Source organism: Citrobacter sp. MGH100 (assembly GCF_001034465.1).
In the GTDB taxonomy this organism is placed as follows: domain Bacteria; phylum Pseudomonadota; class Gammaproteobacteria; order Enterobacterales; family Enterobacteriaceae; genus Citrobacter; species Citrobacter youngae.
Genome location: NZ_KQ089800.1, coordinates 1,882,197 through 1,900,523, shown reverse-complemented (window position 1 = coordinate 1,900,523; position 18,327 = coordinate 1,882,197). Strand labels below are relative to the sequence as shown.

Here is an 18,327-nt window from a genome sequence, read left to right as displayed (position 1 = left end):
GAAAGTGGGGCTTACGCCCCACGCGATGGATCAGAAATGCATATTGGCAGTGAGCAGGAAAGTTCTTGGCTCGCCCGGATGATAACGGTATCCACTCTTGTTAATGGAGGATACATAATCGGTGTCGAACAGGTTATAGACGTTCAGCTGGAAATCGAGATTGCGGTTTACGCGATAGCCTAACTTGGCATCCGCAACCCAGTAGCCTTCAGTATAAGATGGCGTACCCACGGCGCCGTCCGAGCCGCGATGCATACTGCCCACGTAACGTGCGCCCGCGCCAACGGAAATATCATCGGTAGCCTGATACTGGCTCCACAGCGTGAAGGCATGTTCCGGCGTATAGGGCAGGGAAGAAGAACCATCCTGAGCAACGTTTTTGCCGCTGTGGATCGTGGCGCGTTGCTGGGTGTATCCCCCAATAACCTGCCATGCGGGAGTGATGTTGCCAGCTACAGAGAGTTCGTAGCCTTCAACGCGTTTCTCCCCGTACTGGGAATATGTTCCGTCGTCGTTCTGCTCTACTTCATTTTCAATATCCGTACGGAAAATCGCGGCGGTTAACAGCAGGCGCTTATCCAGCACCTCCCATTTGGTGCCGATCTCGCTGGTTTTCGCTTTCTGCGGTTTAAAATCGGTCCGGTTGGCGCTGTTACCGCTTCCGCCCTGTGCAAGGGCAAAGTTACTGCCGCCCGGCGGTTGCTGAGAAACGGCATAGTTAATGTAGACATTGCCGTTATCGGTCAGGTGATACAGCGCGCCCGCTTTCCAGTTCACCAGATTGCCTGATTTGGCAGTATCCACGGTCGTAATCGGAGAACCTTTGGCGACGCCTGTCGGACATGTAACTGCACCACGGCCAGAAGCACCGCACGCGGTGGCGCTGTCATACTCGGTACGATAATTATCCAGACGAATACCACCGTTCAGTTCAATATCACGCGTAATTTGCAGAGTATCGAAGGCGTAAATACCGAAGGTATCGGTCTGGCCGTTGGCGTTGGCGCCATTACGGGATAATCCACCAATGTTCACGTTGCTGTTCGGTGAGTAAATATTGACCGGCGGCGGGGTGATCGGGACTACGCCATAGTTGGTTTGCGTTTCGCGCGTCAGCTCCACACCGGTGCTGATGTCATGACCGATGGATCCCGTGTAAAACTTTGAGGTCAGGTTGGTCTGGTTGGTCAGGATTTTATTGCTGACATCTTTGGTATTTGCCAGGCGTGACCAGGTCCAGGTGTCGACGCTGCTGGTGGGTTGGGTGATGTTAGATGCGCCGCCCATTACCGCCGTCATCAGATAATCCTGTTTAATGCGCGACCAGCGGGTGGTGTTGCGAATCGTGGTGCTGTCGTTCAGGTCATGTTCAAAACGCATCGTCGCGGTATCGGTCGTCGAATCGTCGTAATCCGAGTTTGTACCGTAGAAATTATGCGTATCCACTTTTCCTGAATGATTCAGTGCAGACGTCCCTGCGGAAGGCGCTGAATATCCCGGCAAGCCGATGGTGGGGACACCGCCATCCGGTGTGTTGTGTTGAGTAACGTGTAGATAGTTCAGATACAGTCGGTTCTCGGTGCCTAAGCCAAAAGCGAGAGAGGGGGCCACGCCGTAACGTTCATTCTGCACATTATCGCGACCGGCATCATGTGTTTTTTCACCCATCAGGTTTAAGCGTACTGCGGTGGTGTCACCGATGACCTGATTGATATCCAGCGTTCCCCGGCGAAACCAGGCGCTACCGACGCTGGCTGAGGCATCAATACCTGAATCGGTGCGCGGCTGCTTGCTGATCATATTGATGGAGCCAGTGGGGGCACTGCGACCATAGTCGGTACCGGAAGGGCCTTTAATCACTTCAACCTGTTCCGTATTGAAGGTGTCACGCGTGACGCTACCAATATCACGAATACCGTCGATATAAATGCTGTTTGAGGTGTCAGCACCTCGCATATACACCGCATCGCCGGTGGTGGAGTTACCATTTTCACCCGCAAAAAATGCGCCAACACCCGGCACGTTTTTCAACGCATCAGTAAGATTGGTTGCTCCCTGATCCTTAATAACCTGCTCAGAAATGACCGTCATGGTGCGAGTGGTATCCGCCACCGGGCGGGAGAATTTAGGGTCGGCAGACTGTGTTGGGGCGTACAGCGAAGGTTTGGCCGCTTCAACGACCAACGTATCTTCTTGTTTTTTATCCTGATCGCCTGCGGCTACAGCCTGGGCTGCCGGAGACAGGCCAATGCACAGACCGGCAAAAAAAGTCAGTGAATGAAAACTACTGGACGGCAAGTTGCGATTTTTATCCATGTTAATGAATGACTTATTATTTTTGAGTAGAAGGTTTCACTCAAACGAAGGGACATCTCTGTGGACGTTATACCCTGCAGGCCTCGCCTGAATGAAATGCGTAATTGATAATAATTTTGATAAGCATTATCAATAAGTGTGACGTTTTAGCATTCATTACTTCAAAAATAAATACATTTATTTACATTGAATTCAAAATTCCAACATGGCGGTTACAGTTCATGCAGGGGATTTCAGAAAGAAAGGACAGCAAACTGCATTCAGGGCGAATGCAGTTGAGCTGAGTGAGAGTTACTTATAAATAGTTGCTGTACCGTACATCTGATTTTTACCGCCAGCGGAATTAACCACAAAACCTTTCGCGCCTTGCTCTTTGGCTTTTTCTGCCAGCTTACCTTCGAGGTCATCCAGGCTTGATGCTCCGCTCACGGAAATCGTACCGGAGGCTTGTAGTGGACCGTTGGCAGGACTGGCATTGGGCTGGGCAGCAAAAGTCGCAAATGTCATGCCGGTAAGTATGGTAGCGGCAAGGAATGTGAGGCATTTCTTCATGATGATATCCTCTGAGAAACAACAGATCGTGCCTGATAAGTTTAGGTCGTCATTGCAGGGCATTTGCCGCAAAAAATCGACCAACAACAGGCTATTTTTTGAACGATGCAATTCGTATAAAAAATGAAATTTCCCTGCTGTGTATGTTTACCCCGTGGCGTTATGCGGGTATCTTACGCCGCTGTTAAAAGGAGAATGCTATGCCCCCCCAGAAACCGGGATTACATCCACGCAACCGCCACAATGGCCGTTATGATCTTGCGACGTTATGCCAGGTTACCCCCGAGCTGACGCAATTTCTCACCCTCACGCCCGGCGGCGAGCAGAGTGTTGATTTCGCCAATCCGCAGGCAGTTAAGGCGCTCAATAAAGCACTGCTGGCGCATTATTATGCGGTGGCAAACTGGGATATCCCGGAAGGTTTTCTTTGCCCACCGGTTCCGGGTCGTGCGGACTACATTCACCATCTGGCCGACCTGTTGGGTGAAACCACCGGAACCATCCCTGCAAATGCGAGCATCCTGGATATAGGCGTAGGGGCAAACTGTATTTATCCGCTGATCGGCGTGCATGAATACGGCTGGCGATTCACGGGCAGTGAGAGCAGTAGCGAAGCGTTTAACAGCGCTCAGGCAATCATCAATGGCAACCCTGGCTTAACCCGTGCTATTCGTCTGCGTCGTCAGAAAGATGCTTCGGCAATCTTCAACGGTATCATTCACAAAAATGAGCAGTATGAAGCCACATTGTGTAACCCGCCATTCCATGATTCTGCGGCCTCAGCCCGCGCAGGAAGCGAGCGCAAACGCCGCAATCTGGGCCAGGACAAAGATGATGCGCTGAACTTTGGCGGCCAGCAGCAGGAGCTGTGGTGCGAAGGGGGGGAAGTGGCGTTCATCAAGAAAATGATCGCCGAAAGCCAGGCCTTTGGTCGCCAGGTAATGTGGTTCACCACGCTGGTTTCGCGCGGCGAGAATTTGCCTCCGCTATATCACGCGTTAACCGATGCGGGCGCGGTGAAAGTGGTCAAGAAAGAGATGGCCCAGGGACAAAAGCAGAGCCGCTTTATTGCCTGGACCTTTATGGATAACGATCAGCGTCGTCGTTTTATGGCGCGTCAACGCTAAAGCGTGGGCTCGGCTGGCGGCAGCGGTTCGCTTGCCGCAGGGGTTGGGCCATGCACCGGTGCAGGCAAGACCTGATAGGTCTGTACCGGAGCGCGTACGTTGGCCAGATCGAAGTATTTTTTCACCTGGCTGTCGAGCGCAAAACGTACCGTCCACTGCTTCAGCGGCAAGGTGGTAAACGAAACCCGCAGCGTGAAGGCCGTATTGGTTAACCCCACAATCCCGGCAAACGACGGCTCGCCAATGATAAGCCCGCGGATATCTTCTTTTTCCATCACCGCAGCAACCGCGTCTTTCAATGCCTGATTCGCTTTATCCGCATCCTCATGGCGGTCTACATCGTAATTGGCGACGACCGATCCAATGCCACGCACAAAATTGGCGAAGGTCGTTATCGATGACCACGGGATGATATGGTACGCCCCGGTGTCCTGACGCACGCCCACTGAGCGGATGGACATCCGTTCTACCGTGCCGGTGAGTGGACCGATGGTCACCAGATCGCCGGTGTTCATGCCATTCTCGAACTGAATAAAGATCCCGGTAATAATATCTTTTACCAACGTTTGTGAGCCGAAAGAGATAGCCAGCCCCAACGCTCCGGCACCAGCCAGTAAAGGGGCGATATTGACGCCAATTTCGGACAGTACAATCATGATAGTGATCGTGCTGATGATCACCGCCAGTGCGTTGCGAAACAGCGTCAGCAGGGTGCGAGTACGCGCGCTGGGTAACGGGCGACCATGAATATCGGAAGCCAGACGATTTTCAATCAGGCTGGCGAGGATCGTCCAGCCGATGGCGGAGAAGAATAAAATCAGCGCGATACGGATCAGGATATCCACCGTTTTTTCGCCTGCGCCGTAATGCAGCCAGTTCCAGAAGTCGAACAGTCCCCAGGCGTTGAGTAGCAGCATGACCGCGACGCACACTGTCAGGATCCTGGCCACGCTTAACGCCGTTGACAGCCAGCCATTTAGCCGCTTTTGTAATTCCGGATAGCTGCGCTGCGTGTGCGGCGACAGGGTAATGGTTTTGGCAATCCAGCGGGATAACATGCCGGATACAAAGGCGGCTATCCCGATGATCACCAGGCTGCGCAGCGTGGCGCCCATCATGAATTTCAGGCTGTTGCCTGGATCAAACAGCGAGAAGAAAAACAGCACAATGAAGTAGGCGCTGGCCAGCCAATGCCATATCAGCGCAAAAGCACGGATAAACAGGCTAAAGAAAGCTAAAGAGCGTGCGGCAAGATTCTGTAAGTGCTGGGTAATCTCATTCTTGTTTCTGAAAATCAGGTACAGCGCCCACAGCGTAATGCACAGCATGATGATGACGTTTGCCATCGCGCCGACCTGCACATTAACCTGATTCGAAATAATGGGTACGGCAACGATAAGCCCGTAGCCAATCAGGCTGCTCAATGAACTCAAACGGCGATTCCAGTAGCGTGCGCCTGCATCCTGAATGTTAAACGGGCGCAGCTCGGTCACCGCCGGGCAAAATATCAGGCGCAAAATGGCCTTGAAGAATTCAATCAGGGCGAAGGCATTGAGAAACAGGCTTTGCTGAAAGGCGATGGTGCGACTGCCGGCGTTCATTTTGTCGCTCAGTATCTGCCCGACAAACAAGGTGAGCGCCAGTAGAAGCAAATCGATAACGAATGCGCCAACGATCATCGCCGGAAGCTGGAGCCAGTTGCTGCGCTCACGGTTTTTGCGTCGTGCCCATTGTCCCATTTTGCGATACAGCGGCAGCGCGCACAGGCGAACCAGCCAGAAAAAACCGAACACTGACACCGCCAGCATTAAAAAATGCGTCAGGGCATTGGTGAATGTTTGCGGGTTAAAGATCTTATGCGGGGCATCGGTAATATTGCGATAAAGCTGGGCAAAGCGGCTGGAGAGGGCTTCACCGTAGTGGCGGGTGACATCCGTGACGTTTTCCAGTACCGTTTTTTCTTCCGTTAACGTGGGCGGGACAATGGTCGGCACCGGCTCGGCAGGAGGGGCAGTGGCCACTTTGCGTAACTGGCCGATCAGCTCCTGACGCGAGGCGTCATTTTCCAGCACATCGGCCAGGGCGCCGTAAGCCGCCTTTTTCTGTTCAATATCCGGCTCTTTCGCCGGTGTGGTTTGCGCGTTGGTTGACGTTGGCGTGGTGACGCCAGGAATCGTCACCGCCTGGGTCGGAAGACTCAACAGACAAACAATGATGAACAGGATCCCGCGCATCACTCCTCCCATGAGAAAATAAATTCAAAAGGATAAGTATAGATGTCAGGGCGGGAGAGAATTGAAATGAGAGGATTCTGGTGAAAAACCTCCCTTCGGGCGAAGGGAGGCAGGGCTATCAGGAAACGTGCTGCAAGAATTCCTGTAAGCGTTGGCTGGGCGGATTTTCAATCAGGGCCTGCGGATTACCGTCTTCGGCAATTCTTCCCTTATCAATGAAAATCAGGCGTGAAGCCACTTTTTCGGCAAAACCGATTTCGTGGGTCACAATCACCATGGTCATTCCTTCTTCCGCCAGATCCTGCATAACTTTCAGAACTTCGTGGCGCAGTTCCGGATCCAGCGCTGAGGTTGGCTCATCAAACAGCATCATTTTCGGCTTCACCGCCAGCGCACGGGCGATAGCCACACGCTGTTGTTGACCGCCGGACAGCTCAGAAGGGTAGTGATGGGCGCGCTCGGCCAGACCCACTTTCGCCAGCAGTTCTTTCGCCAGTTTCTCGGCCTGTTCTTTATTTGCCCCGCGTACGCGCTGCGGCCCAAACATGACGTTTTCCAGCGCCGTCAGATGCGGGAACAGGTAGAACTGCTGAAACACCATCCCGGCTTCCTGGCGGATTAACCGCTCGTCTACCTTCGGATCGTTCACTTTCAGACCGTCAACAATCAGGTCACCGGAGGTAATTTCTTCCAGCTTGTTAATGCAGCGCAGCAGGGTAGATTTACCGGAGCCAGATGGCCCGATAATCACCACGACTTCACCTTGTTTAATATTCAGATCGATGTTGTGTAGCACCTGGGTTGGACCAAAGTGCTTAGAAACGTTTTTAAATTCAATCACAGGATTTTCATCCTTCTTTCCAGACGACGCAGAATGAAGCTCAGCACCAGCGTAATGATCAGATAGAACACTGCAACGGCGCTCCAGATTTCCAGGGCGCGGAAGTTACCAGCAATGATTTCCTGACCCTGACGCGTCAGTTCAGCGACGCCAATGACGATAAACAGCGAGGTATCTTTGATGCTGATGATCCACTGGTTGCCCAGCGGTGGCAGCATACGACGCAGCGCGAGAGGTAAAATTACGTGGCGGATGGTCTCCGTGCGTGAAAGTCCAAGCGCCAGGCCAGCCTCGCTGAATCCTTTGTGGATTGAGAGTACCGCGCCACGCGTGATTTCCGCGATATAGGCACCGGAGTTAATCATGATGGTGACAACAGCGGCGCTGAAGGGGTCAATACGCAAATCGTTAAACGCCATTGGCAGGGCGAAGTAGATAAACATCACCTGTACAACGATTGGCGTACCGCGGATGACTTCGATAAACACCAGCGCTACGTGGTTGGCTATCCAACCGCCGAAAGTACGCGCAAAACCTGCTGCAAGCCCGATAATCAGACCGCCAGCCAGACCGAGGATTGAAATCCACAGGGTCATTTTGGCGCCTTCTATCAAAAGCGGGATGGCGGGCCAGATGGCACTCCAGTCAAACTGCATATGTCGTTCCTGTTACCGTGGTGAAAAGAGTCAATTGCCCGTTTTACCGGATGTACTTATCCGGCCTACAGGTCTCAAAAATGCTGGCGTAGACCCGGCAAGCATCACGCTACCGGGCCTGTGCTGTAGATTATTATTTAGGTTCAGTACCGAACCATTTTTTGTAGATTTCGTTGTAAGTACCGTTCTCTTTCAGCGTTTTCAGCGCGCCGTTCACTTTCTCACGCAGTTCATCGCTGCCTTTCGGGAAGGCGATACCGTACTGCTGGGCTTCCAGGGAATCACCTACAGCTTTGAACTGACCGTTGCCCGCAGTCTTGATGAAATACAGAATGTTTGGTGTATCGTGCAGTACGGCGTCTGCGCGGTTGGTACCCAGTTCCATATACGCGTTATCGATGTTCGGGAACTGACGCAGGTCTTTAGTTTTGATGTTCGCTTTTGCGTAATCAACGGAACCGGTGCCGCCCTTCACTGCGACGACTTTACCGTCCAGATCTTTTACGCTTTTCACATCGTTATTGTTCGCTTTGACCATCACTAACAGGCCGCTTTTGTAGTAGCCGTCAGAGAAGTCGATGGCTTTTTTACGCTCTTCGGTAATAGTGATACCTGCCAGCGCCAAATCGACGTTTTTGGTTTGCAGAGCCGGGATGATGCCGCTGAAATCCATTGGTTTCAGTTCATAATCCAGCTTTAGTTCTTTGGCGACGGCAGCCCACAGATCCACATCAAAACCAACGTATTTGTCACCCTGTTTGAATTCAAAGGGAACAAAGGCGGTGTCGGTTGCGACAACCAGTTTCTTATCTGCGGCATGGGAGGACACCGCAAAAGCCAGGGTAAGTGCAGCCAGTGAAACTTTTAATACAGACTTCATAGGATTTCCTTTTATATCCACGGGGCGATCCCCTGCGAGAACATATGGCTTAATGAAAGAATCGTGCCAATTTTGCAACTCATTGTTTTAACAAGAGGGCGTCTCATTTTGTTGCACAATAAGTAGGGCAAAGCGGGCTGTTTGCACCGTTTCAGGGCACTCATTTGGTGCATGACGGGCGCGGTGCAAACGGTATGACTATTTAGCGTAAAAATTGTTGATAAAACAATCTTTCGTTAACGATTGTGTGAGGTGATTATTACAAATAATTTACTTTGGAGTGACGAATGATCAATGTTGTGCACCATAGAAGTGCAAAACCCCCGCAAATGCGAGGGTAATATAGGTATTTCTTATATGTCTGTTATTCGATGTTCGCTTCGATAAACCACAAGAATTTGTCGAGGTCACGGGAGGCCGCAGTGAAGATATCTGCTGTATCCTCATCTTTTGCTTCACTTATCGCTTTACGTACGCTGTTAGCAACCACGGCATAACGTTCGGCCAGCTCTTTTAAGTGGTCCTGTACGTTATGGATATCCAGCGGGTAGCTTTTCAGTGGCGTTTTGCTGTTAATAACCTGCGTTGTCCCCAGCGCCACACCGCCTAACTGTACGGCACGCTCAGCCATGGTATCGAGGTGATCGGTCAGTGCTGTCCGGAAACCATCCAGCATTTCATGTACGGCAATGAAGTTTGCGCCGCGCATATTCCAGTGTGCCTGTTTGGTGATCAATGACAGGTCGATGAATTGGATCACCTGCTGATTCAGCAGTTCAACGGTCGCTTTTTTATCGCTGTCGGTTACATCGTTACGGGTATAAAGGAGGGCTGATGCTTTTGTTTTTACCAGTTTTGCAGTACTCATAATCTCATATCCTCTTGATGTTTACGTCCCAAATCTTCAACGAGGATAAGTATAGCGCTAATTTCAGTTTTATTTTTCTGGTGTTGCCTATTGCTTTAATAGCGAGGCGAATGAAAATATAAAATATCGATATAAATCAATGTAATAAATTATTTTAGCACAGCGTATTGTTATTATTGTGTTAATGCTATGCCTCAGCATAAATAGCGTGCTTCAACAGGGAGGTAGAGGGCGATAATAATAGTGGGGATAGATAACAAGATATTCTGCATGATTATGCAAACCATGCAGAATATTGGCAGGTTAATTCACGTCAATTTGCTTAATTTGCGGGTCCTTACGGATGGTGAGCGTAGAGCCCATGGACGCAGCAATAATCGCTCCCAGAGCCAGCGTCTGGATAAACGTCAGCGTTTCCCCGAGGAAAATCATTCCAGACACTGCAGCCAGTGCAGGCTCCATGCTCATCAGTGTCCCAAAGGTACGTGTAGGCAGTCGCGTTAATGCGATCATTTCCAGCGAATAGGGGAGCGCAGTAGAGAGGACTGCTACCGCTAAGCCCAACGGGAGAATAGACCAGTGCCACAGCGCATCGCCTGCCTGAATGACGCCAATCGGCACGAAAACCAGCGCTGCGATTAATGAGCCAACTGCGACCGTTGCCGGGCCATGCTCTTCGCCTGCGCGTTGCCCGGTAAGAATATAGATAGCCCAACAGGCGCCAGCACCTAATGCCAGCGCGGCACCGGTTAAATCAACGTGAGAAACATCCTGACCTAACGGTAGCAGGAACCACAGTCCGAGCACGGCCAGCGCAACCCAGATAAAATCCACCGGGCGGCGGGAGGAAAATAATGCCACCGCGAGCGGGCCGGTAAATTCCAGCGCTACGGCAATACCCAGCGGTACAGTCTGAATTGACAGGTAAAAGAGATAGTTCATCCCACCCAGAGACAAACCATAAAACAGCAGGGGAAGACGTTGCTCTTTGGCAAAACGTAAACGCCAGGGTTTAAAGAATGCGATAAGGATGAGCGTTCCCAGTGCGAGGCGCAGGGCGGTAACGCCTGGCGCACCGACGAGAGGGAACAGCGATTTCGCCAGCGATGCACCGCTTTGAATCGAGGACATAGCTATCAGCAAAACCAAAATAGGCAACCAGACTGGCGCTTTACGTGACGACCCCGGCATCCTTTCTCCTGTCAAATGATGGTTACACACCTTGCCCCGCGGGACGCCGCAGATTTGCTGCGATGCGCGTGAGTTTGTGTATAGAAAAGTAAAACAGCGAGTGTAATGGAAATACGCTCGGCTGGTTGAGTATTCGTTGAAAAAAAAATTACTGAGATCCGTACAATGGCATGAAAACGATGGATTAATAATCTGCGCGATTAGGAATTATCTGGATGAATGTGCCGTGTTGTGCGCGCAATAATGGCATAAATCATTAGAAAAGTGATGTTAATTGAAAGAGATAGCGGGTTTATGAAACGTTCTGTTACATGAAAAGCTTCGTTAGACATCGCGAATCGCAAAGAGTTTCCCATCAGTTTTTGGTATATTTAAAACTTAAGATTTACTTGAAGCACATTTGAGGTGGTTATGAAAAAAATTGCATGTCTTTCAGCACTGGCCGCTGTTCTGGCTTTCTCCGCAGGTACCGCTGTAGCTGCTACTTCTACCGTTACTGGTGGTTACGCTCAGAGCGATGCTCAGGGCGCAGCGAACAAAATGAACGGTTTCAACCTGAAGTATCGTTACGAGCAGGACAACAGCCCGCTGGGCGTGATCGGTTCCTTCACTTACACTGAAAAAGATCGTACCGACTCGTTTGGCGATTACAACAAAACCCAATACTACGGCATCACTGCAGGTCCGGCTTACCGTCTGAATGACTGGGCAAGCGTCTACGGTGTTGTAGGTGTTGGCTACGGTAAATTCCAGGATGCAGCAACGCCTGCTGACAAACACGACACCAGCGACTACGGTTTCTCTTACGGTGCCGGTGTGCAGTTCAACCCGATCGAAAACGTTGCTCTGGACTTCTCTTACGAGCAGAGCCGTATTCGTAGCGTTGACGTAGGTACCTGGATCGCGGGTGTTGGTTACCGCTTCTAATCACTTCGGTGATATAAAAAATCCGCCTCCAGGGGCGGATTTTTTTTGCCTGCAATTATGAGCTGTTAACGAGATTTGGTCTCGAAGATATCAGTGCCCAAATGGTTGTAGTCCACCTTCTGCAATTTAAAGTTGGTGATATACACTGGCCCGGCTTTTTTCTCAGAGATAAAGCGGTAGCTGTTGATAATTTCCTTCGCGCTGATCCCCGTCCACTGTGAGAAAAAACTCAGGAAATCATTGGCGGAGCGGCGGGCTTTAATCACCCGATGCGCTTTATCATCGCTGGACAGTACCATAAAGGGCACCTGGAAGTTCTGTTGGAACTGGTCGTCATGCGCCAGGTACTGCACCTCTTTTCCGCGCTCTTTAAAGGCGAGGCCATGATCGGAGAAATAGACCATCGAGAAGCTACTGCCGCTGTTACGCAACTGCTCGTAAAGCTGGCGCAGCAGGTCATCCGTCTGCGTCATGGTGTACAGGTAACAGGAGGTCTCCTTGGACTGGACGAAAGTCTCATATTTTCCTTGTGTACGGTCGCAGGCCTGCGGGTGAGAACCCATTAAATGCAGTACAATCAGTTGCGGCTGGGTGCGTTCGGTGGCCAGCACCTGGGCGGTCATTTTCAACAGCGCTTCGTCACGGGTGTTTTTGTCCGCTTCGAAATCACCGTTTTTCAGGAACTGAACTTCATCTGCTCGCTTCGCAATGCTGGCGATTGCCGTATCGTATTCACCGATCTGCCCCTGATTGGAAAACCACCACGTCTGGAACCCAGCGCGGTTGGCCAGCGTGACAAAGTTATCCTGGAACTGAGGCTTATTATCGACGACCCGATTTAGCGTTAAGCCGAGCGATTTTTGCGTAGAACCACTGGCGGCAATGTAATCAGCAAAAATGTAGCCATTAACGGTGCTGGAAAACGGCGTGTTATCCCAGTGACCGCCAAACGCGCCTAACGCATCACGACGGGCGCTTTCACCGATCACCACAACATAGGTGTGATACTTCGGCTTCACGGCGGTGACTGTCCAGCTGTCTTTGACGCTCGACAGCTTCGCCATACGCTCTTGCTCATCAAGCACTTCGTTGTTATTGACGATAACGTCCTTGGCAAAGCGGAAAACCGGGTAACCGGTATCTTTTAACTTGAAAACGCCGCCCCATGCCAGGTTTTGTACCGGAGTAACAAAGAATGCAACGATGCTGAACAGCAAGCACAGGCTGTCGTACTTGTTCCAGCGACGTTTCTGCTCGTCTTTTTTACGCCGTACGGCGATAACGCCGAGCGCAAAAATAAACACGCCAACCAGGTAGTTGTACCAGGGGAAGATGGTCAGGATTTCGGTCGACTCTTCCATGTTGGTCGAGTGCAGCGCTAACAACGTATTAAAGTTTGGCGAGCCGTAAGCCTGGCCGAACGGAAAGTACATTGCCGCAATCAGCGAGCAAAGGCCAATCAGTGCTTTCTGCGCGCGCGGCGCGCTACGCCACATCAGCATTAATATACAGGTGAAAGCAACGCTATAGAGCAGGCTAAGCGGATAGCCCAGCGCAAGGTTGATCAGCAAAGACTGTAAGAAATAGAGGCCAGTCCACGGACTAATCGCCCGGCTACGAGCAATGATTGAATCTTTGAGGGTTAAATTCATATGCCACTGTTACAAAAACGCCATGTGCTACCCCTGGCGCAAAGGGTCATGCCTGCCTGAGAGAGCGAGAAGAGGGAATGGGTCCGCATCCGCGAGCCGCAATATACGCAGGGCTGCGAAAAGATAGAGTGTGCGCAAGAGAAGGTCAACTACTACAAAGAAATTGTTTTGCGAGGGACGTGGCAAAACTGACAAAAAGAAGGGTTATTGAGACGAAAACCACCACCGTACCCGGATGACGGCAGGAAAATGAAGCGGCGTACCGCGACGCCGCATTATTTTTCTGAAGGTTTATCCTTCTCTGGTTTGCTGTTAATCATGTCACACAGCATAGAGATCAGCATCAACCGTACTTTAAAGGGAGAGTGGCTAAACACGCGTATACACCTCTTAAATTCATTCATGTAAACCTCCTGACTTCACGATCCCATCAGTCCTTGAGGGATGTCTTTATTATATACAGATATAGCACAGGCTATATTATATAGCTATTGCTAAAACGTTAATTTTTTGTGCCCACGCAACTCTGGTTTACAATGAGCGTTCTCTAATCAGATGCCGTTAACGCGTCACAGTAACGAGGAAGCAGAATGAGTCGTCGCGCAGGTATGCCAACAACAAAAAAAGTGACGCAATTGGTGAATGTCGAAGAACACGTTGAAGGATTTCGTCAGGTCCGGGAGGCGCATCGCCGTGAGCTGATTGATGACTACGTAGAGCTGATTTCCGATCTCATTATCGAGGTGGGTGAAGCACGCCAGGTAGATATGGCCGCGCGGCTTGGGGTTTCCCAGCCGACGGTTGCCAAAATGCTTAAGCGCCTTGCCTCCGTTGGGTTGATTGAAATGATCCCCTGGCGGGGCGTGTTTTTAACCGCAGAAGGTGAGCGATTAGCTCAGGAGAGTCGGGAGCGTCATCAGATTGTGGAGAATTTCCTGTTGATGTTAGGTATCAGCCCGGAAATTGCCCGTCGCGACGCGGAAGGAATGGAGCATCACGTCAGTAAGGAAACACTGGAGGCTTTTAGCCGGTTTACGCAACAGCAAGGAACAGGCTCTGAATGAGTTTCCCTTTGCTACGCGCCTTACAGCGCGATCGCTTTTTCCAACTGTTAATCATTGTTGGGGTTGCACTGAGCCTTTTCACGCCATTTGCGCCCCGGCTGTGGCCGGGAGCCATTGACTGGCACACGATTATTACGCTTAGCGGTCTGATGTTACTGACCAAAGGCGTCGAGCTCAGCGGCTATTTTGATGTGTTAGGGCGCAAGATGACTCGCCGCTTCAACACAGAACGCCAACTGGCGATATTTATGGTGCTGGCGGCGGCGCTGCTGTCGACGTTTCTGACCAATGATGTGGCGCTGTTTATTGTTGTTCCGCTGACGATCACCCTGAAAAAATTGTGTGCTATTCCGGTGAATCGCCTGATTATCTTTGAGGCGCTGGCGGTTAACGCCGGATCGTTGCTCACGCCAATAGGTAACCCGCAAAACATTCTGATGTGGGGGCGTTCTGGCTTGTCATTTGCTGCGTTTACCTCGCAAATGGCGCCGCTTGCGGGGACCATGATGCTGACGCTGGTGGTACTGTGCTGGTTCAGTTTCCCGAATAAAGCATTGCATTATCACACCGGTACGTCCGCGCCTGACTGGCAACCGCGTCTGGTGTGGAGCTGTCTGGCGTTGTATATCATCTTCCTGACGGCACTGGAGTTAAAACAAGAGCTGTGGGGCCTGGCGATCGTCGCCGCGGGGTTCATGGTACTGGCTCGCCGTGTGATCCTCAGCGTTGACTGGACGTTGCTGTTAGTGTTTATGGCGATGTTTATTGATGTGCATTTGCTGACGCAGTTGCCGGTGTTACACGGAATAACCAGTCAGATTGGCACGCTTTCAGCACCGGGGCTGTGGTTGACGGCAATCGGCTTGTCGCAGTTTATCAGTAACGTTCCCAGCACGATTTTGTTGCTCAACTATGTTCCGCCGACGCTATTGTTGGCCTGGGCAGTTAATATCGGAGGGTTTGGCCTGTTGCCGGGGTCGCTGGCGAATCTGATTGCTTTACGCATGGCAAATGACCGACGCATCTGGTGGCGTTTTCATCTGTATTCGGTGCCGATGCTGATATGGGCGGCGTTGGTGGGATATGGCTTGCTGTTGATGATGTAATTGATGTGGTGTGCCGGATGGCGGCTGGCGCCTAATCCGGCCTACAGTGCTGGTAGGCCCGATAAGCGTAGCGCCATCGGGCATGTATAGCCGATTAGTTCAGACGAACCGGCATACCAGAACGGTTCTGTACCGCCTGCTCAACGACGGCCTGATCGACGTCAGACTGACCGGTGATGCTGGTAATGCTCTTATTCAGCGTAATTGGTACGATTTCCCCGCCTTCAAACTGTGCTTCAGTCGTAGACAGCGGGTTATGTACCTCGATGTAACGGCTGCCGTCTGGTTCGGTAGTGGCTTTTACCGGCTCATCGATAAACTGGACGCGAGTACCGACCGGCACATTTTCAAACAGGAACTTGATGTCATCGTTACGCAGACGCACGCAGCCGTGGCTGACGCGTAAGCCGACGCCGAAGTTAGCATTGGTGCCGTGGATGGCGTACAGGCGACCGATATACAGCGCGTACAGACCCATCGGGTTATCCGGACCTGCCGGAACAACGGCTGGCAGCGGTTCGCCCGCAGCGCGGTATTCCGCATGCATTTTCGCGGTTGGCGTCCAGGTTGGACCCGCTTTCTTACGTTCAACTTTGGTGGTCCAGTTGATAGGGGTGTCTTTACCTAACTGGCCGATACCGATAGGCAGAACGATGACGGTGTTAGTACCTTTCGGGTAGTAGTACAGACGCATTTCGGCGCTGTTAATCACAATACCTTCATGCACGGTATCCGGCAGGATCAACTGCTGAGGAATGTTCAGCACGGTGCCGCCTTTCGGCAGGAAGGTATCCACGCCCGGGTTAGCTTCCAGCATGTTAGACAGACCCATCTGATACTCTGCCGCAAAATATTCCAGCGGTTGGGTGTTGCCTTCAGGAATCGTGATGACCTGGTTCTGGCCAATCAAACGGCTGCCATCGGTAGGCAGCGGGTACGTGACGGCAGAAGCGGTGTTACAAAAACCAACTATTGCGAGTGCCGCCGCGAAAAGCGTTGTTAATTTCATATTCATGTTCATGTATGCGAGATTCAGTGCCAGGCAGGCTAGTGGGTTGAGATTTATGTAGTGTTGGGCAGGCATTATATGTGCATTCTGAGCAACAAGGAATTCGGATGTGTACTAAATCACATTTTTTTCCTTTTGCTTTCACTTTATCTGTGCTGCATGAACGGCGCGATCTTATTGCAGAGTTATGGCATAATAAGCGGTTTGTCACATATTTCTTTCTCTTTCAGGATACGCCAGTGTTAGTTTCCAGCAACGTCACTATGCAGTTCGGCAGTAAGCCGCTGTTTGAAAATATTTCCGTCAAATTTGGCGGCGGCAATCGTTACGGCCTGATTGGCGCGAACGGTAGCGGTAAATCCACCTTTATGAAAATTCTCGGCGGCGACCTCGAACCGACGCTGGGCAACGTTTCCCTCGATCCGAATGAGCGCATCGGTAAGTTGCGTCAGGATCAATTCGCCTTTGAAGAGTTCACTGTTCTCGACACAGTAATTATGGGGCACGCTGAACTGTGGGAAGTGAAGCAGGAGCGCGACCGTATCTACGCTCTGGCCGAGATGAGCGAAGAAGACGGCTATAAAGTGGCTGACCTTGAAGTTCAGTACGGCGAAATGGACGGCTACTCTGCGGAAGCGCGTGCGGGTGAACTGCTGCTGGGCGTCGGTATTCCGGTAGAGCAGCATTACGGCCCGATGAGCGAAGTCGCGCCCGGCTGGAAACTGCGTGTGCTTCTGGCACAGGCGCTGTTCTCTAACCCGGACATTCTGCTGCTCGACGAACCAACCAACAACCTGGATATCGACACCATTCGCTGGCTGGAGCAGACGCTGAACGAGCGTGACAGTACCATGATCATCATTTCGCACGACCGTCACTTCCTGAACATGGTCTGTACACACATGGCGGATCTGGACTATGGCGAACTGCGTGTTTATCCGGGTAACTACGATGAATACATGACGGCGGCAACCCAGGCGCGTGAACGTCTGCTGGCCGATAACGCCAAGAAGAAAGCACAGATTGCCGATCTGCAATCCTTCGTCAGCCGCTTTAGCGCCAACGCATCTAAATCTCGTCAGGCGACCTCTCGTGCGCGTCAGATTGATAAGATCAAGCTCGATGAAGTGAAAGCCTCCAGCCGTCAGAACCCGTTCATCCGTTTCGAGCAGGATAAGAAACTGTTCCGTAACGCGCTGGAAGTGGAAGCGCTGGCGAAAGGTTTTGATGAAGGCCCGCTGTTTAAAAACTTCAACCTGCTGCTGGAAGTGGGGGAGAAGGTTGCCATCATTGGTGCCAACGGCGTGGGTAAATCCACCATGCTGAAAACGTTGGTTGGCGATTTGCAGCCGGACAACGGTACCGTTAAGTGGTCTGAAAACGCCCAGGTTGGTTACTACGCGCAGGATCATGAATACGAGTTTGAAAACGATCTGACCGTTTTCGAATGGATGAGCCAGTGGAAACAAGAAGGCGACGATGAGCAGGTTGTGCGCAGCTTCCTCGGTCGTCTGCTGTTCAGCCAGGACGATATCAAGAAACCTGCAAAAGTGCTCTCCGGTGGTGAAAAAGGACGCATGCTGTTCGGTAAGCTGATGATGCAGAAACCGAATATTCTGGTGATGGATGAACCAACCAACCACCTGGATATGGAATCTATCGAGTCGCTGAACATGGCGCTGGAAATGTACCAGGGCACGCTGATCTTTGTTTCTCACGACCGTGAGTTCGTCAGTTCCCTGGCAACCCGCGTGATTGAAATTACGCCGGAACGCGTGATCGACTTCACCGGCAACTACGAAGATTACCTGCGAAGTAAAGGCATCGAATAAGTCTCTCTCCCCGCACTTTTCTGAAAAAAAGTTCTACTGATTAATCTTAGCCACAATTGTGGCTAAGATACT

The 18,327-nt window shown here is 51.3% G+C and carries 16 protein-coding genes; 5 read left to right on the top strand and 11 right to left on the bottom strand.

Annotated features, from left to right (window positions below; genetic code table 11):
• Positions 1-30: 30 nt before the first annotated feature.
• Both SK32_RS08955 and mcbA read right to left on the bottom strand, forming a co-directional pair.
• On the bottom strand, positions 31-2,316 hold the full coding sequence (locus tag SK32_RS08955; RefSeq protein WP_048212196.1) for a catecholate siderophore receptor Fiu: 2,286 nt from the start codon (positions 2,314-2,316) through the stop codon (positions 31-33).
• Between the two features lie 291 nt (positions 2,317-2,607).
• Positions 2,608-2,868 carry a DUF1471 family periplasmic protein McbA gene (mcbA, locus tag SK32_RS08950; RefSeq protein ID WP_048212195.1) on the bottom strand — a complete coding sequence of 87 codons (261 nt, stop codon included), beginning with the start codon at positions 2,866-2,868 and terminating at the stop codon, positions 2,608-2,610.
• A gap of 200 nt (positions 2,869-3,068) precedes the next feature.
• Between mcbA and rlmF the strand changes: the two genes are divergently transcribed.
• Positions 3,069-3,995: a 23S rRNA (adenine(1618)-N(6))-methyltransferase RlmF gene (gene rlmF, locus SK32_RS08945; RefSeq protein ID WP_048212194.1), complete on the top strand. Its 927-nt coding sequence runs from the start codon at positions 3,069-3,071 to the stop codon at positions 3,993-3,995.
• Here the strand turns inward: rlmF and ybiO are convergent.
• From ybiO to rhtA, 6 genes are all read right to left on the bottom strand, one after another.
• The gene (ybiO, locus tag SK32_RS08940) at positions 3,992-6,229 is read right to left on the bottom strand and encodes a mechanosensitive channel protein (protein WP_048212193.1); all 2,238 of its coding nucleotides are present in this window, start codon (positions 6,227-6,229) and stop codon (positions 3,992-3,994) included. The two genes, rlmF and ybiO, sit on opposite strands and share 4 nt — an antisense overlap.
• Before the next feature lie 118 nt (positions 6,230-6,347).
• Positions 6,348-7,070 (bottom strand): glutamine ABC transporter ATP-binding protein GlnQ, encoded by a 723-nt coding sequence (gene glnQ / locus SK32_RS08935; RefSeq protein WP_042309588.1) that lies wholly within the window; start codon positions 7,068-7,070, stop codon positions 6,348-6,350.
• Positions 7,067-7,726, bottom strand: coding sequence for a glutamine ABC transporter permease GlnP (glnP, locus tag SK32_RS08930; RefSeq protein WP_005123684.1), 660 nt, complete (start codon positions 7,724-7,726; stop codon positions 7,067-7,069). Before glnP ends, glnQ begins: the two co-directional genes overlap by 4 nt.
• A gap of 133 nt (positions 7,727-7,859) precedes the next feature.
• Positions 7,860-8,606 carry a glutamine ABC transporter substrate-binding protein GlnH gene (glnH, locus tag SK32_RS08925; RefSeq protein WP_048212192.1) on the bottom strand — a complete coding sequence of 249 codons (747 nt, stop codon included), beginning with the start codon at positions 8,604-8,606 and terminating at the stop codon, positions 7,860-7,862.
• A 364-nt stretch (positions 8,607-8,970) separates the two neighbouring features.
• Complete coding sequence (gene dps, locus SK32_RS08920) at positions 8,971-9,474, bottom strand: DNA starvation/stationary phase protection protein Dps (protein WP_005123679.1); 504 nt, start codon at positions 9,472-9,474, stop codon at positions 8,971-8,973.
• 303 nt (positions 9,475-9,777) lie between these two features.
• Complete coding sequence (gene rhtA, locus SK32_RS08915) at positions 9,778-10,665, bottom strand: threonine/homoserine exporter RhtA (protein WP_048212191.1); 888 nt, start codon at positions 10,663-10,665, stop codon at positions 9,778-9,780.
• A gap of 411 nt (positions 10,666-11,076) precedes the next feature.
• On the opposite strand from rhtA, the gene ompX reads away from it, so the two are divergent.
• Positions 11,077-11,592 (top strand): outer membrane protein OmpX, encoded by a 516-nt coding sequence (gene ompX, locus SK32_RS08910; RefSeq protein ID WP_048212190.1) that lies wholly within the window; start codon positions 11,077-11,079, stop codon positions 11,590-11,592.
• 65 nt (positions 11,593-11,657) lie between these two features.
• Here ompX and SK32_RS08905 read toward each other — a convergent pair whose 3' ends face one another.
• Together SK32_RS08905 and mntS are read right to left on the bottom strand one after the other, a co-directional pair.
• On the bottom strand, positions 11,658-13,244 hold the full coding sequence (locus tag SK32_RS08905) for a phosphoethanolamine transferase (protein ID WP_048212189.1): 1,587 nt from the start codon (positions 13,242-13,244) through the stop codon (positions 11,658-11,660).
• Between the two features lie 275 nt (positions 13,245-13,519).
• A complete protein-coding gene (mntS, locus tag SK32_RS08900) occupies positions 13,520-13,648 on the bottom strand; it encodes a manganase accumulation protein MntS (RefSeq protein WP_003035262.1) in 129 nt (42 codons plus the stop codon).
• 186 nt (positions 13,649-13,834) lie between these two features.
• Between mntS and mntR the strand changes: the two genes are divergently transcribed.
• The gene (gene mntR, locus SK32_RS08895; protein ID WP_003831586.1) at positions 13,835-14,308 is read left to right on the top strand and encodes a manganese-binding transcriptional regulator MntR; all 474 of its coding nucleotides are present in this window, start codon (positions 13,835-13,837) and stop codon (positions 14,306-14,308) included.
• Positions 14,305-15,414: an anion transporter gene (locus SK32_RS08890; RefSeq protein WP_048212188.1), complete on the top strand. Its 1,110-nt coding sequence runs from the start codon at positions 14,305-14,307 to the stop codon at positions 15,412-15,414. Before mntR ends, SK32_RS08890 begins: the two co-directional genes overlap by 4 nt.
• Before the next feature lie 94 nt (positions 15,415-15,508).
• Here the strand turns inward: SK32_RS08890 and ldtB are convergent, their stop codons facing one another.
• Complete coding sequence (ldtB, locus tag SK32_RS08885; RefSeq protein WP_003035268.1) at positions 15,509-16,429, bottom strand: L,D-transpeptidase; 921 nt, start codon at positions 16,427-16,429, stop codon at positions 15,509-15,511.
• Positions 16,430-16,662: 233 nt separating this feature from the next.
• Between ldtB and SK32_RS08880 the strand changes: the two genes are divergently transcribed.
• Positions 16,663-18,255: an ABC-F family ATPase gene (locus SK32_RS08880; protein ID WP_048212609.1), complete on the top strand. Its 1,593-nt coding sequence runs from the start codon at positions 16,663-16,665 to the stop codon at positions 18,253-18,255.
• Positions 18,256-18,327 lie beyond the last annotated feature (72 nt).

What these genes read in the sequence shown, in the direction of transcription:
- rhtA (WP_048212191.1), bottom strand. Translation starts at nt 10,665, where the DNA reads ATGCCGGGGTCGTCACGTAAAGCGCCAGTCTGGTTGCCTATTTTGGTT.
- mntS (WP_003035262.1), bottom strand. Translation starts at nt 13,648, where the DNA reads ATGAATGAATTTAAGAGGTGTATACGCGTGTTTAGCCACTCTCCCTTT.
- SK32_RS08955 (WP_048212196.1), bottom strand. Translation starts at nt 2,316, where the DNA reads ATGGATAAAAATCGCAACTTGCCGTCCAGTAGTTTTCATTCACTGACT.
- rlmF (WP_048212194.1), top strand. Translation starts at nt 3,069, where the DNA reads ATGCCCCCCCAGAAACCGGGATTACATCCACGCAACCGCCACAATGGC.
- ompX (WP_048212190.1), top strand. Translation starts at nt 11,077, where the DNA reads ATGAAAAAAATTGCATGTCTTTCAGCACTGGCCGCTGTTCTGGCTTTC.
- ldtB (WP_003035268.1), bottom strand. Translation starts at nt 16,429, where the DNA reads ATGAATATGAAATTAACAACGCTTTTCGCGGCGGCACTCGCAATAGTT.
- dps (WP_005123679.1), bottom strand. Translation starts at nt 9,474, where the DNA reads ATGAGTACTGCAAAACTGGTAAAAACAAAAGCATCAGCCCTCCTTTAT.
- mntR (WP_003831586.1), top strand. Translation starts at nt 13,835, where the DNA reads ATGAGTCGTCGCGCAGGTATGCCAACAACAAAAAAAGTGACGCAATTG.
- glnH (WP_048212192.1), bottom strand. Translation starts at nt 8,606, where the DNA reads ATGAAGTCTGTATTAAAAGTTTCACTGGCTGCACTTACCCTGGCTTTT.
- glnP (WP_005123684.1), bottom strand. Translation starts at nt 7,726, where the DNA reads ATGCAGTTTGACTGGAGTGCCATCTGGCCCGCCATCCCGCTTTTGATA.
- SK32_RS08905 (WP_048212189.1), bottom strand. Translation starts at nt 13,244, where the DNA reads ATGAATTTAACCCTCAAAGATTCAATCATTGCTCGTAGCCGGGCGATT.
- SK32_RS08890 (WP_048212188.1), top strand. Translation starts at nt 14,305, where the DNA reads ATGAGTTTCCCTTTGCTACGCGCCTTACAGCGCGATCGCTTTTTCCAA.
- mcbA (WP_048212195.1), bottom strand. Translation starts at nt 2,868, where the DNA reads ATGAAGAAATGCCTCACATTCCTTGCCGCTACCATACTTACCGGCATG.
- ybiO (WP_048212193.1), bottom strand. Translation starts at nt 6,229, where the DNA reads ATGCGCGGGATCCTGTTCATCATTGTTTGTCTGTTGAGTCTTCCGACC.